At 43.8% G+C, this 14,685-nt stretch carries 13 protein-coding genes; 12 read left to right on the top strand and 1 reads right to left on the bottom strand.

Annotation, left to right across the window (positions count from 1 at the left end; genetic code table 11):
* Positions 1–69 precede the first annotated feature (69 nt).
* From B4O97_RS14420 to B4O97_RS14380, 9 genes are all read left to right on the top strand, one after another.
* Positions 70–390: a hypothetical protein gene (locus B4O97_RS14420; protein ID WP_083051863.1), complete on the top strand. Its 321-nt coding sequence runs from the start codon at positions 70–72 to the stop codon at positions 388–390.
* A gap of 170 nt (positions 391–560) precedes the next feature.
* Positions 561–740 carry a hypothetical protein gene (locus B4O97_RS14415; RefSeq protein ID WP_083051862.1) on the top strand — a complete coding sequence of 60 codons (180 nt, stop codon included), beginning with the start codon at positions 561–563 and terminating at the stop codon, positions 738–740.
* A gap of 59 nt (positions 741–799) precedes the next feature.
* Positions 800–1,360: a YIP1 family protein gene (locus B4O97_RS14410; protein WP_083051860.1), complete on the top strand. Its 561-nt coding sequence runs from the start codon at positions 800–802 to the stop codon at positions 1,358–1,360.
* A gap of 83 nt (positions 1,361–1,443) precedes the next feature.
* Positions 1,444–1,905 (top strand): pyridoxamine 5'-phosphate oxidase family protein, encoded by a 462-nt coding sequence (locus B4O97_RS14405; RefSeq protein WP_083051859.1) that lies wholly within the window; start codon positions 1,444–1,446, stop codon positions 1,903–1,905.
* Positions 1,906–2,060: 155 nt separating this feature from the next.
* On the top strand, positions 2,061–2,813 hold the full coding sequence (locus tag B4O97_RS14400) for a class I SAM-dependent DNA methyltransferase (protein ID WP_083051857.1): 753 nt from the start codon (positions 2,061–2,063) through the stop codon (positions 2,811–2,813).
* Positions 2,814–2,958: 145 nt separating this feature from the next.
* On the top strand, positions 2,959–3,843 hold the full coding sequence (locus B4O97_RS14395) for an alpha/beta hydrolase (RefSeq protein ID WP_083051856.1): 885 nt from the start codon (positions 2,959–2,961) through the stop codon (positions 3,841–3,843).
* Positions 3,844–4,165: 322 nt separating this feature from the next.
* Positions 4,166–5,317, top strand: coding sequence for an efflux RND transporter periplasmic adaptor subunit (locus B4O97_RS14390; RefSeq protein WP_083051854.1), 1,152 nt, complete (start codon positions 4,166–4,168; stop codon positions 5,315–5,317).
* Positions 5,314–8,370, top strand: a complete 3,057-nt coding sequence (locus B4O97_RS14385) for an efflux RND transporter permease subunit (RefSeq protein WP_083051853.1) — start codon at positions 5,314–5,316, stop codon at positions 8,368–8,370. The genes B4O97_RS14390 and B4O97_RS14385 overlap by 4 nt, the downstream gene beginning before the upstream one ends.
* A 105-nt stretch (positions 8,371–8,475) precedes the next feature.
* Positions 8,476–8,916, top strand: a complete 441-nt coding sequence (locus tag B4O97_RS14380; RefSeq protein ID WP_083051851.1) for an NUDIX domain-containing protein — start codon at positions 8,476–8,478, stop codon at positions 8,914–8,916.
* An 18-nt stretch (positions 8,917–8,934) separates the two neighbouring features.
* Here B4O97_RS14380 and B4O97_RS14375 read toward each other — a convergent pair whose 3' ends face one another.
* Entirely contained in the window at positions 8,935–10,197 is a 1,263-nt protein-coding gene (locus B4O97_RS14375) for a PAS domain-containing protein (protein ID WP_158084313.1), read from the bottom strand.
* Positions 10,198–10,974: 777 nt separating this feature from the next.
* On the opposite strand from B4O97_RS14375, the gene B4O97_RS14370 reads away from it, so the two are divergent.
* The 3 genes from B4O97_RS14370 (at position 10,975) to B4O97_RS14360 (ending at position 14,510) form a co-directional block, all read left to right on the top strand.
* Positions 10,975–11,946, top strand: a complete 972-nt coding sequence (locus B4O97_RS14370) for a HEPN domain-containing protein (protein WP_083051848.1) — start codon at positions 10,975–10,977, stop codon at positions 11,944–11,946.
* Between the two features lie 243 nt (positions 11,947–12,189).
* The gene (locus B4O97_RS14365) at positions 12,190–13,359 is read left to right on the top strand and encodes an HNH endonuclease (RefSeq protein WP_083051846.1); all 1,170 of its coding nucleotides are present in this window, start codon (positions 12,190–12,192) and stop codon (positions 13,357–13,359) included.
* 11 nt (positions 13,360–13,370) lie between these two features.
* Positions 13,371–14,510, top strand: a complete 1,140-nt coding sequence (locus tag B4O97_RS14360) for a DNA adenine methylase (protein ID WP_083051845.1) — start codon at positions 13,371–13,373, stop codon at positions 14,508–14,510.
* Positions 14,511–14,685 lie beyond the last annotated feature (175 nt).

Here is a 14,685-nt window from a genome sequence, read left to right as displayed (position 1 = left end):
ATATTAATTGACAAATTTCAGATTATAGGTATATTATCAGATGTGTTTACTCAAAATGAAATGCCGAAGATGATTATATCTCCGTCCCATCGCCACTGCAGCCTTGATCTTTCGAGGATAATCAGTGAGCTTGACGGGGAAGGTAAAACCGCTTTTTGTTGTGCCTATCAGAATTACCCGGAAATCATGCAGGAGCTGACAGACTTTTTCGAGGACAATCCCAACTTCAGACTGCAGTCCATAGCGCTGAAAACAGAAAAAACGCCCGTATACATTCTCTACGATGCCGCCAGGCATGACATCCTCATTCAGGAAGCCCGTATTATGGCTGAACCGATCATTGAACGATGTCAGGGCTGTTGGACCATGGACCCTAAAACCCGTATCTAAAGCAAACCCCGGTACATCATAACAAATATGCAGATCATCCAGTTTTCCATGATATAATTATCGCAGAATGCTATGTATAGGGATTGTTCATTCCATAAGCTTATAAAAGGCTGATAATCCTCGAGCCAGGAACTCCATGCAGCTCTGAAGTAAAAAGATCAGGAAGGGGTATGAAAGAACGGATCGGTGAATACTTTGCAGGAATACAGATGCTCTCTCTCGAGCACATCGAAAAGATCATGGAGTACCAGAGTGAGAATCCCGGCCTCAAGTTCGGGGAGATAGCTGTTACCCTGGGGTACCTTGAACAGAGGGATATTGATGAGTATCTGGAGAGGGGTACAGGATGAATATTTTAAAGAATACACATTGGGGGAAAAGGTAATTATGTGGTATTTAGAGGTATTTAATGATCAGTGAACCAGACTCACCTGATTATACACTCAATTCTTATTCTAAAAACAGCATTCAGACAAATAGAGTTGCCAAGGCATCAGCAGCTTATTTTCTGGTGAGTTATGTCGAGGCTGTTGGCAATGGTATACTGGCCGATCAACCAGAATCGCTTGCTTACATTTTAGGCGCAGGCATCTTGGGCGCGATGATAGGAGGAGCATTCAGTTTGCTCGTATTCGGTGTCTTATGGTTCTGGATCGCCAGTCGGATTATGAAAGGGACAACTCGCTTGAAAGAGACGGTCATCATCGTGGGAGAAAATTTTTATAAACCAGCACTCTTTTCATTGACTTGCATACCGTTTCTGATATTTCTCCATTTCCATCCGGACAGCGTGTTGATTTTATGCATTTCCACTCTCATAGCACTTTTCTGTGGGTTTTGGGCGTTAATCAGAGCAATCAAATCCGTTAAAGCAAAAAATGAATTCAACTGGAAACAAACACTCTTTATAAGTATTTGGCCGATTCTTTTGTTTACACTGGCATCGATACTATTCGAGCTGATTTTATAAAATGTCGATCAGTCAACTTCAAATAACAGCGAATATGTGCTCCCGCAGGGCGTTGTGGATTTTAAGATGCCTGGAAGAAAAACATGAGAAGAAAAGACAAGGAAATAACTGACAATAGTCTGATAGATGAGATTCTATCGAATAATACTGTTTGCAGAGTTGCTCTTTCAGATGGGGATACACCCTATGTAATCCCAATGAACTATGGATATAAGGATCGGGCATTCTATTTACATTCCGCCCCTGAAGGAAGGAAGCTCAATTTTTTACAAAAGAACAAAAAGGTCTGTATAGAGGTAACGGATTCAATAGAATCAGTCACCTCCGATAAAGCGTGCGGCTATGGCACAAAATATCGCTCGGTTATTTGTACAGGAACAGCACATTTTGTGACTGACGTTAAGCAGAAAATTGAGGGATTAAAAATAATAATGAGGCAGCAGACGGGGAATTCCGAATGGGATATTCCGAAGACTGCGGTTTCAAATGTCCTGGTTCTCAAAATTCTCATCGAAGAAGTTTCGGGGAAAATTTCCGGATTCTGAGGTTGCCCGGCAGTTTCCTTGACAGAGAATATCCTCAACACCTGAGTGGAATTACAGTTTTTCGCAGGAGCGCAGTAACATACCCCGGCGACCCGCAACACGGTATATACGCTGGCCTCCCTGCAGAATATAGAAGGTAAAGGAGAAGTATCGATATGGCTTCGAACTGGATATCCTACAATGAACTTGCCTGGACTGATGATTTTCTCGCTGATCCGGCGGATTACAGAGATGAAGTAAACGGATACATCGAATTTATAAACAGTACAGCCGTAACACCTGTAAACACGGTATTGCATCTTGGCTGTGGAGCCGGCGGATTTGACGTGTATTTTAAAAAGCATTACACGGTTAGCGGTGTCGATATAAGTACCGGAATGTTGGATAAAGCGAAGCTTACCAACCCTGAGATCGAATATATTGAAGGGGATATGCGCACTATCCGCTTGAAACGCCTGTTTGACTGTGTTGTCATACCCGACAGTATTGATTATATGCTGACCCTTGATGATTTGAAGCAGGCGGTACAGACAGCGGCACTGCACCTGAATCCCGGCGGTGTTTTACTGATAGTCTGCAAACCTGAGGAGACCTTCCACAACAATAACTTTGTCTATACCGGAGAAAAAGGCGAAACACATGTAACCCTGTTTGAGAATAATTACATAAACCCGTATGTTCCCAACACCTATGAAATTACCTTGCTGTATCTGATCCGGCATAAAGGAAAGCTCAGTACGTATATGGAAGAATCAAAGGCAGGACTATTCCCAAAAAAGACCTGGGACAAGGTTTTAAAGGATGCCGGCTTCAACATGGAACCACGAAGTCTGGATGGAATTTATGATAAATACCTGCTTGGAGAAGGAGAATACCCGATGACAGTTTTTATCGGCAGGAAGATATAATGTAAGAGACGGGCACTGCGCACAACCGGCATGTACCTGGTTCAAGATCCCCGCGTTTTTAAACAACTGTGGTGCATATCAAATCGTATCAGGTCCACCCACAGGAGAGCCAAAAACCCGGTGATGCATTATCAGGAGGTAAAAAATGAAAAGACTGTTAACAGTCATACTCTGTATGTCAGGTATATTTTTAACGTGTACCAATGGGGGAAAAAGTCCACACCTTATAAATGAACCCGTTTCAAATGCCGTCGCTGATATAGCCGATTATGCATGTTACTACAAGGAAACAGTGAACGGCAAACTGGAAATGCATTTCTTCTATCCGGAAGGGTATGATCCTCGGCGCAAAGAACCCTACCCGGCGGTAGTAAATTTTTGTGGGGGCGGCTGGATACAGGGGAAAATGGAATGGGCTCAGGATAATGCCCGATATATGGCCGATATGGGATTTATTGGAATTGCTGCTCAGTATCGGCTGGCTGATTACCACAGCATAAGCGTTCTTGATTTGATGATGGATGCGAATTCGGCAGTCCGCTGGACCCGGGAATATTGTAAAAAGTTCAATATCGATCCTCATCGTATTATTGCCATGGGCGATTCCGCCGGCGGACACCTGGCTCTCAGTACCGCCATGTTCCCGCATTTTATGGAGGAGTCCGAAAACCCGGGAATAAGCTCGATTCCCGATGCTGTTTTTACAGTCGCCGGAGCGGTCAATGTCAATGACGATTATTTTAAACGATTGCTGCTGGGCCGTGAGGAGCCGATTAATTGCTCTCCCTATCATAATGTTCGATCAGGTTTGCCGCCTGTGTATATGACTCAATGTGTTGACGACGATATCCTGCCCTTCAGCTACACCGAAGGTTTTGTAAAGAAGCTGCAGCAGGCAGGAAATACTGCAAAGCTGTATCCCGTTCCCGGAGGAAGCCATCTGGCCACCTGGGAGGATCCAGCAATTCGCGCGGTCTGGGAGATGGAGCTTGTCGGAGCTGTTACAGATCTGGGTTGGGGATTACCATAAGAATATACCGCAATTGCGTCCTTTTTTTACGCGGATTGTTGCCCGTTAAGTGGTGCAATAAGCATTGATACCATGTTAATGCAGGTTTAGTACTTATTGTAATAACGGTTGGAGTCATGGGCTGTAAGGATCCTCTGGAATTCACATCTCGAAAACACCTGTAGAATCAGTCCTAAAATACTGCTATGCTTTCGAATATCTGATCTCCCAGCGGGTAATTGATTCAGCCGGAGAGCAGATAATTGATGCACCCTTTTTTTACAGCTGTGATCTTTCATTACAACAAACAGCCTTGCCTTTTTTTAACAAAAAAGGAGAATTTATGAAACGTTTTTTAAAAAAGCATAAGCGCCCCGTTACGACATCTGCGGCAGTTCTGCTTCTTTGCGCTGCCCTGACCGTCTATCTTGTTATCAATCCCGGCAAACCCCATGCCTCCGCGGAAAAAGAGGAAGCCCGCCTGGTTGAAACCAGGAGGCTGGTGTATGAACCGGTGGCGGTAATCATCAGAGGCGAAGGCTTCATCCGCTCGGCCAGATCGCTGACCGTGACAGCCATGACCGGCGGAAAGGTCATCAATACGTTCGAAGGCCTGAAAAGCGGTCTGGAGGTGGAGGCCGGACAGGAGCTGGTCCTGATCGACGACGAAGAGGCTGCCAATAATCTGGCGCTGGCGCGGATGGAGTTGATTCGATCGACCGCCTCGCTGCTGTCGGCAGTCCAGGGAGACGGAACTCTCTACTCCCGCTGGTCGGATTTCTTTTCCCGTCTATCCCCCGAAGCGGATGATCTCCCTCCCCTGCCAGAGGTCGAATCCGACCGGGAGAAGCTGCTGGCCAGTAATTTCGGGGTCTTGTCCGCCTACTACGGCGTCAGGGAAGCTGCTATCCGGCTTGGATACCATCGCATCACGGCGCCTTTTCCCGGGGTTCTGGAAGGCGACGGGGTCACGCTTTACAGCAACATATCTCAGGGAGCACCCCTGTTCACTCTGACCGACCCCCTCAATCTTGAATTGACCGCAGCGCTCAGTAGGGATGAACTTGGAATGATAAATCCCGATACGCAGGAGGTACTGGTCTATCCCGGGGAAATGCGGGACATTTCCCTTCCCGGCCGGCTGGTACGGGTCGACAAAACCATGCAGCAGGAGTCGCAGACGGTGAAGGTCCATATCGCCTTTCGAAACCCGGACTCTAAACCGCGATTTTTTCCGGGCAACTACGCCGAAGTCGAGATACCGGGTATAAGCTTCGAATCCGCCTTTGCTCTTCCCAGGGCCCTGTTGAACCCGGACGGCACGGTCAATACCTTCGAAGAGGGACGCCTGGTCAAATATCCTGTCGAGATACTCTACACCCAGTCCGAGACTGTCATCCTTGCTCCCACGCTGCCGGAGGGAAGCAGAATCGTGTTTACGCGGCTGCAGTCTCCTCTCCAGGGAATGGCCCTTCGCCGAATCGAAGAAAAATGAAACGTTTCATAAGCTACTTCATAGATAACCGTCACCTGACCAACTGGCTGATGATCCTCATCTTCGCCTCCGGAACCTTCGGTCTGTTGAACCTGCAGAAACGGATTTGGCCCAAGATCGAATTCGATTATATAAGCATACATATTACCTGGAGCGGGGCGTCCGCCCTGGAAATAGAGGAAAACATCGTCCGGCCCCTGGAGGAAGGACTCCTGGGCCTGGAAGGAATCGTCAACATCTCGGCCACCTCCAGGGACAATTCGGCCTGGTTCGGCCTGGAGACTTCCCCCTGGTACCCCATGGACACCCTCATGGAAAAGGTCCGCTCCACGGTGGAAACCCTGCCCGATTATCCCGAAGAGGCCGAGCGCCCCGTCATCGTACATGAGACCGAGTGGAACCGGGTAATGCTGCTCTTCATGTACGGCACTGATGACCTTAGGGCCCTCGAACAGGCGGCTGAAGAGTTCAGGGAAGAACTGATTCGCAGCGGGCAGGTTACCCAGATACTGACCTGGGGATTTCCCTCCGAACAGATCATCATCGAAGTCAAACCCCGCGGACTGGAGCGTTTTTCCATCAGCCTGGACGAGATCGATACAGCCGTGCGTGCTTCCAGCCTGGATCTGACAGCAGGCTCGGTCCTGACCACCGACGAACAGATCCAGATACGTACCTACGAGAAAAAGACCAGCATCCCCGAACTGGAGAAAATAGTCGTCAAGGTGAGCGGGGGCCGCGCTGTCCGGATCGGCGACGTCTGCACCATCCGCCGCGGCCGGGCGGAAAACGCCGTCCATACCAGGATGAACGGTGAGCCGGCCATCGGCTTTCACATCATGTACAGCAATACAGAGGATGTAATCGGCATCGCCCGCCTGGTGGACCGCCAACTGGAGGAATACCGCAGCCGCTACGAAGGTATTTTAAGCTACCGGGTCGCAATCCGTGATGTGGAAGAACTTAACGAACGCTTGAACACCCTCATGGTCTCCGGCATCGGCGGACTTCTCCTGGTACTGCTGGTCCTGGGTCTGTTCCTGAACAGTCGGGTCTCCTTCTGGGTGGCCATGGGCATTCCGATCTCCTTTATGGGATTGCTCTTTCTGGAATGGACCATGGATATGACCATCAACGAGATGTCCCTTTTCGGCATGATAGTTATCGTGGGGATACTGGTGGACGACGGCATCGTCATCGGCGAGAGCATCTATGATCACTGGAAACGTCTCGGAAAAGAGCGCAGGCAGGCGGCCATCGAAGGAACCCTCGACGTACTCCCGCCGGTGCTGGTCTCCCTGGCCACCACCATTGCCGCCTTTGCGCCCTACTTTTTCATCTACGGAGACATGGGAAAATATGTCCGGCAAATCGGGATAGTGGTGGTCGTGAGTCTGACCTTCTCCATAATCGAGGCGGTCATCCTGCTGCCGGCTCATCTGTCCCATTCCAGGGCGCTGACCGAAGAAGCCCGCCGGTCTAACCGTGTCAGAAGGAGTCTCGAAAGGGCCCAGGACGTTCTCATCAATCGGATATACGCCCCCTTTCTCGACTTCGCCCTGCAAAACAGGGCACTGATACTCTCTGTGGCAGCCGGTGCCATTCTCATCTCGGTCGGTGCCGTTGCGGGAAACCATATCAAGGCGGCCTTCTTTCCCGAGCTGGTATCTCCCTACGTCTACGCGGAGATCGAGTTTCCCGCCGGTACCAACGCCGAAGTGGTCAACCGGATCGGTCGGGAATTCGAGGGCCGGGCTCGTGAATTCGGTCGTGAATGGGCCCAATCCGACCCGGACCATGAAAACGCCATCCTGGACTACCTCTGCTGGGGCGACAGTTCACATCTGGTACTCTATCTGCTGCTGATCGGAAACGACGAACGGGATTATTCAGTCAACGAATTCGCCAACGCCTTTGCCCGCGCACTTCCCGATATTCCCGAAACCGAATCGGTCATCATCGGGAAGGATACCTTTTTCGGAGGCGACCCGATTTCCTTCCGTTTCCTCGGAAAGGAAGAAGGACAGCTGGAAAAAGCGGCCGAACTGTTTAAAAAGGCCCTGCGGGAAATCGAGGGTGTCAAGGACATCCGCGACGACATGCCCCTGGGGCAGAAGGAGTTTCTTATACACCTCAACCGGAGGGGACAGGCCCTGGGACTGCATACCTCCTCGGTGGCCAACCAGGTGCGGATGGGGTTTTACGGCAGTGAACTGTTCGAGGTACGGGAAGGACGGCGCAGTATACCGGTGGTGCTGCGTCTACCCCTCAGCGAGCGGAACTCCATCGGCCGGATAGAAGACTTTCCCATACATACCCCTGGAGGAGGGATCGTACCCTTCAGGGAGATAGCCGACTTTCAGCTGAGGCAGGGTATCCAGCAGATCCGAAGGGAAAACGGCTATCGTTCCATACGGGTGATGGCCGGTATCGATTCGAACATCGCCGACCTCAATACCGTGCTCAAGGAGATAAACGAAGATATCCTGCCACGTGTACTCGCGCAGGTGGACGGAGTCAGTCTCTCAAAAGCGGGACAAGCCGAACTGGTAAACCGGATGATGAAGTCGATGCTCTTCAGCATGGCAATGGCGCTTTTGATCATGTTTACACTGCTGCTTTTTCAGATGAAAACCTGGTCAGAACCCCTTCTGGTGCTTTCCCTGATTCCCCTCGGTTTTCTGGGGGCCCTCTACGGCCATATGATCATGGGTGTCGAGGTATCCTTCATCTCCTTCCTCGGAAGTGTCGCCCTGGCAGGGATCATCGTCAATGATTCGGTCGTGCTGATCGACTGCTTCAACAAAAAACTGAACTCGGGGATGCCCCGCGTCGCTGCAATCAGGGAGGCCGCCCTGCAGCGCTTCAGGCCGATCATTATGACCACCATCACTACGGCGGTCGGTCTGTCTCCGCTGATCTTTCAAAAAAGCGTGGGCGGACAGATGCTCGTTCCGATCGGCATATCCATCGCTTATGGTCTGATCTTCGGGACCTTCATTACGCTGGCCATCCTGCCTGTGGTGCTGACGATGATAGGAAAGAAATCATGAAAACTGTTCCCTGAACAATTACAAGCCGTCAATCTCATACACCGGCAAAATTGTCGAATCTCGATCTTCCATCAAGCTTCAGCTCTCTGATAGTATTCTCTGTATATGAGCTATCCCGAACCAACTGTCGGCGCTGTAATTCTGAACCCGGCAGGAAAAGTCCTGCTCTGTAAATCCCATAAATGGGAAAACAAATGGGTCATTCCCGGAGGGCACATAGAGCTGGGTGAGAAAATGGAAGATGCCCTCCGGCGTGAAATTCAGGAAGAAACAGGCCTCCGGATCTATTCCGCGGAACTCCTGGGAATCAAGGAAAGCATCTTCAGCGATACCTTCCATGAACCGAAACATTTTATCTTTATCGATTACCTCTGCAGAACGGAAGGTTCAGCGGTAATCCTTAACGATGAGGCACAGGAATATGCCTGGGCAGAGCTTGAAGAGATTGATCAATATGAGCTGGGAGGGTTCACCCGCTCTCTTCTGGACAGGCTGCGGAGCAAGAAATTCTCTGACCATCGTGTAGAGATCTTCTATAATTATTGAGACTGCGTTCCGGTAAAATCAGAACTCCAGCTTTATGGAGTTGCCGGCCTTCGGCAGGATGGAAATTCTCCCCTGTATCTGCATAAGCAGGGCAGAGAGAATATCTTTTTCAGTCCTGCGGGTATCGCTTTTTCTCAAGTTTACGAAGAAATCCTTTGTGTTTACGCTAAAAATGATTACGGTTTTTCCATCCTTCTCCTTCGTGTTTATTGAAACCTGGGGTTTTATGATTTCATCCCTGTGCATCAGAAAAATTGTGGCAACAATGAGAGTAAGCAAAATGCTGAAGGGAATAGCGATATTCAGGTGAATGTCCCGGGGGAGCAGATCCATGCGAATGTTGTTCAGGCTGTAATAATACTTCTCCGACAGATCATGGACAATCTTGCGTATGCATTTTTCAAGATTGACTGTCTGCTGCCGGAAATTTCTATGGAATTCGGAATTCATAAACGCCATGGTGTGGATAAAATCATCCACCTTGTCCAATCCTTCCGACAGCTGTATCTCATCATTCCCAAGATACAAATTTATGTATGAATGTATCGTGGTCAGATTATTGCCGATGCGGTCGTACATCTCCGAAAAAAGGTATTCATTTCTTTTTTTAAGAAGTTCAATGGTGAGTTCCTTCTCCTTTGTATCGGTGACGTCCTGCAGGAATTTCAGATTGCCGGAAATCCGCCCTTCCCGGCTTACATACGGCGTTTCTGCAATCGCAATCTGCCGTGTACCAAGTTCCGGATTATCATATTCGAGGACATACTCTGTAACCGATCCAAACCCGCTCTCATCGATACCACTTTTTTCATCAAAGGGTATGCTGATTTTAAAGAGGTCGAGAAAGCTGAATCCAAGATTATTAATCGACAGGTTGAGCATGTTCGAAGCCGAACGGTTCATGAAGATCACCGATCCATCGGTATCGACGATGACCATGCCTTCTTTAATGTTGTCGACAACATGCTGATATTTCGCCTTTGACTGCTCCACCGCCTGGAAGGCCTTTTTATTCTGCAGATACGCGTCCTTCAAGGCCCCTACAAGATAGGACATAAAGGTGTTAATAATGACCCCTACTCCATACAGAACATAGGTATTTACCGTCAAAACCACTGTTTGCTGTTCAAAATAGCTGACAAGTACGATTACAGCGGATATAAGGCCCACGGTAATCCCTGCAATATAATGAACCAGGGAGAACAGCACGGTGGGAGCAGCAATAAATATTATATGTTGGATGCTGACTTCCGGGATCCTGACTATGGCGGCAGAACTCATAACATACACTAATGTCAAACTTATAAAGATTCTTAGTTTATATTTCTCTATTAACTCTATTATTTTAAACATTATGAACCCCATTTAAATTTTAGATATTTTATATGGATTAGGTCAGATGTCAACCGGATTTTTTGATGAGGTCTCTTTTTATGTACTTCTTTCCCTGTTGTCCTTTAATCTTCATTGGGGATTATCACAAGGATCATGAAGGCGGGACCCTTTTTGAATAATAACGGTATGATTCTTTGACCTTGTATGAGTATAAAAATCATAAAAATAAGAGAGACTTGTTTGAATCGCCTGGGGCCATTATACCTTTTTCGTATAGGAAACCACCCGCTGAATAATACTACCTATGCACAACGTCATAGATAGTACAAAACATTGAAGGAATTTACATTTTAATAGAATTAGAGGTTGACGAATTGGGATTTCGTTTTAAAATGTAAAGATAACTATTGTTGCAGCTGCCACTTTTGTATGATCTTCAATAAAATACCCCGGCCCAACTTCTCTTAGCGCGCAGCATACCGACAACGGTTGATACAGGTACGGTAGTGCTAAATATCATATTATGGGTCTTTATCTTTTGGACAGGATGAGTGTTTCATGCCTTACTGGTGAAGCGAAGGTGGCCGTTCAAGAGTTTTGCCATAAGATTGTTCTCTCACGTTAGTTGTATGGAAAAGCGGTGATTATAATATGTTATGTTGACACAAGGGGTAGAAAGATTAAGATTTAAGAAAATTGCATGGTCAGTGGTTGTGAAGTAGGATGAAGGAAGAGATAATAGAAGATGACTTTATAAAAATAATAAGTTATACATTGAATGATATTGATGATTACTTTAAAGAATCAAAGCCAATGTCTGTGAGACCGTACTATGCTACTTATGCATTAATAGAAAACTATATAACAATTAAGAAAGGTGATAGTGTCATATCAGATAAGCAAGACTTTGAGAACTCAATATGGTTTAAGTATATCTATCAAAATGTACTTGAATGGTACCGTAGGAGATATGGAAAAAGGTTGTTGAAGGAGCGTCCATCAGATTTTGGACATGCAGTTGTTAGAATATATAATGATTTCTTTCTTGTAAGGATTCCATATATATTAACACGACATAATAAGGATAACAGCTATTGGATCATTTACCCTTCTTCAGTTCAAAGAGGTGAGAATATAATCGAATATATTCAAGATCCGCCAAACATAGTAAATCTTTCTGAATCAGAAAATCAAAAATTACTTAAAAAGCTTAGAAAATATATCAGAGAAATTAGGACAATACGAGCAAATTTATTAACTGCAAAAATAGAAAATGAGAATAAAGATCTTAAAGATAGTATTATGGTTCATTTAAAGAAATCAGCAAGCTTGATTGTAGAAAATAAAAACAGTATGGCATTGTCTTTGGCATTTTATGAGTTACACATGGCAGTCGAAAAATGTTTAAAAATCTATATTTCACAAAAGATGCAATATCCAAAGACCCATGACATAAGAAAATTATTGATGTATGTAAATGATATTGATCCTGTTGATGCTATTGAATTGGATATAGAAAGATTTAAGAAAGGGGATACAAGTCGATATTATAATGATTGTTTTACGCAAGAGTATTTATTAGAAACATATGAAAATGTTATTGGATTAATTATGTCAATTACGAATAAAATGGAAAGGAACATGAAGATAGAAAACACGAAGGTAAAAATTATAGAACCAGGTTGGAAAAAATAATTCGGAATTGAATTACAATAAGAAAGTATTTATAAATAGAAGGTAAGAGTGTTAAGTGCAAACATAACCTGCAGTTGGAGCAGTCAAACCTACTGTCACAGTTTGTGCAGTTAAGGTTAGATATGAGAGATAGAATTGAAGTGATTCCGTGCTGAAATCGTTGTATAATGAAGTAACAATACAGCACAAACTGCGCCAGCTTAACGGTTTGCAGCTCAACTGGGTGTTACAATGGAGTAATATGTGTTAAAAACGTATGAAAAAGATACAGTCATTATAAAATTAATTTACTATTGTTGTAGCAAAAGAGAGGTATATTTCAAACGTTCTGATGTTACTGAATACATAGTCAGTGAATCACCATTCGATATTCCAAACAAACAAGGATTTGATGGGAATTTGTCTTACTTTGGGTATGATATCCAAAATGATTCTGATAAAAACAGAATACTCTTACTTCGTGGTAAAGAACTGAATAATGAATGCTTATCTGGTAACATATCATTTAGTCTTGATGGTGGGAACGTTTCTGTTGAGTGCGCTAATGAAAATATTTTTAATGAAATTGATATGCTGATAAAAAATAAAACGGCGGAAGCAAGTGCATTCAGAGTATTTAAAAATATTAGTACGAAGAGACATCTGCAAGAATCCACACATCGTTTGTTCGGGAATAAAAAACTATTTATATCAAATAGCGACCAATATTATACATACCCAAGAATTCTAATTGATAATATAAATAATCGAGTCATTTATGAGTTGGTAAATACTCCAAATTTTATAGAATATGTTCCGAATATCATTTTCCCAATTTACAATGAACATCTTAACCATGTAAATGAAGTGATTTTAGAGTATGAGTATTTTTTTGATAGAAACATTCTTGGTGATAATGATTCAGATTTTATTTATCTTGTTATAGAGAATGATATTTTTAGGCAAATAGACATTCAGGCACAGTCTTTAACTGAAATAATCAGTCAAATTAATATCGAACAGTACAACCTTGAAGGTAGAGATACGACTATAAAAGTAATTACAAATTCAAGACTTAATACGAGTAGCCTTAGAAATCTTGCACTAGAGCGTGATAGTTCCCGTTGTCTACTTTGTGAAGTAGATGAAACTAACTTATTGATTTGTAGCCATATAAAACCATGGAGGACCGGCGAAGGACGATTAGATCTCGATAATGTTCTCACATTGTGTTCAGCGCATGATGCTTTATTTGATAAAGGATATATAGCTATAAATGATAATGGGAATATTCTCCTATCAAGTGACCCTGTCTTATCAAAATCAATAATTAAAGATATAATTACTAATAGCAATAGCCGAATTGGATTAGTTGTTAACGATAGGATGAGATCATACTTAAAACACCACAGGGATAATATTTTCAAAGGATAAACGGCGATACAATGAAAACTGAAAATATAATTTATGCTTTTGAGGAAGCAAGAGAAGAGAATGAAGCTTATCTCAATGAACAAATTATTACTTACATAGGGAATAAGCGTTCATTATTATCATTTATTAATGAAGGCATAAATATAATAAAAACACGCCTTGATAAGAATAAGTTATCATTTTATGATGTTTTTTCTGGATCAGGAATAGTTGCTAGATATTTTAAGAAGAATGCTGAGAAGATTATTGTAAATGATATTGAAAGATACTCTGAAATAATTAATACATGTTACCTTACGAATCATAGCGAGATTGATGATAAAGTTCTAAAAGACTACTATAATGAAATTGTTTTTAAACTAGAAAATGAAAAACTTATTAATGGATTTATTTCAGAACTTTATGCTCCTAAAGATGATGAAAATGTTAAGAATGGTGAAAGGGTGTTTTATACTAATAGAAATGCAAAGTATATAGATACTGCAAGACACTATATTGAAAGTGTTCCGAAAAAATATAGACCATATTTCTTAGCGCCATTGTTATCTGAAGCCTCTATTCATGCGAATACTTCTGGTGTATTTAAAGGGTTCTACAAAAATTCTAAAACAGGCGTCGGACAATTTGGAGGAAATGGATCTGACGCTCTTCTTAGAATATTAGGCGATATTCATTTACCATTCCCAGTTTTTAGCAACTATGAATGTGAATATCAAATACATTGTGGTGACTCAAATATAATTTCTGATTGCTTGGAAGAAGTCGATATTGCCTATTTAGATCCTCCATATAATCAACACCCATATGGTTCAAATTATTTTATGCTTAATCTTATTGTTGATTATATTAAACCAAATGATATTAGCAAAGTATCTGGTATACCAACTGATTGGAAAAGATCATTATATAACAAAAGAGCATATGCCACAGAAACGTTCAATAATTTATTGGAAAAAATTAAGGCCAAATACTTAATTGTGTCTTTCAACTCTGAAGGTTTTATTAGCAAGAAGGACATGGTTCACATGTTAAAAAAATTTGGCAAAGTGGATGTGATTGAGACGAAATACAATACATTCCGTGGTAGCAGGAATCTAAGAAATAGAACGATACACATAAAAGAGTATTTGTATTTAGTTGAAAGAAAGTAAATTTGCATATAACCAGCAATTGGAGCACACGTGGCTATTGTCATGGTCTGTGCTACTGGTTCCAAGAACTGAACAGTTGAAATGAAGCTAATGCGAGCGAAATGGGTGATATAGTGCTGGTTAGCCCGCATTTCTCACAAACCAGCGAGGACCCTGCATTAAATCAGTATCAGAC

This window comes from Marispirochaeta aestuarii, from assembly GCF_002087085.1.
Classification (GTDB): Bacteria; Spirochaetota; Spirochaetia; order JC444; family Marispirochaetaceae; genus Marispirochaeta; species Marispirochaeta aestuarii.
This window is presented reverse-complemented; position numbering and strand designations above follow the sequence as displayed.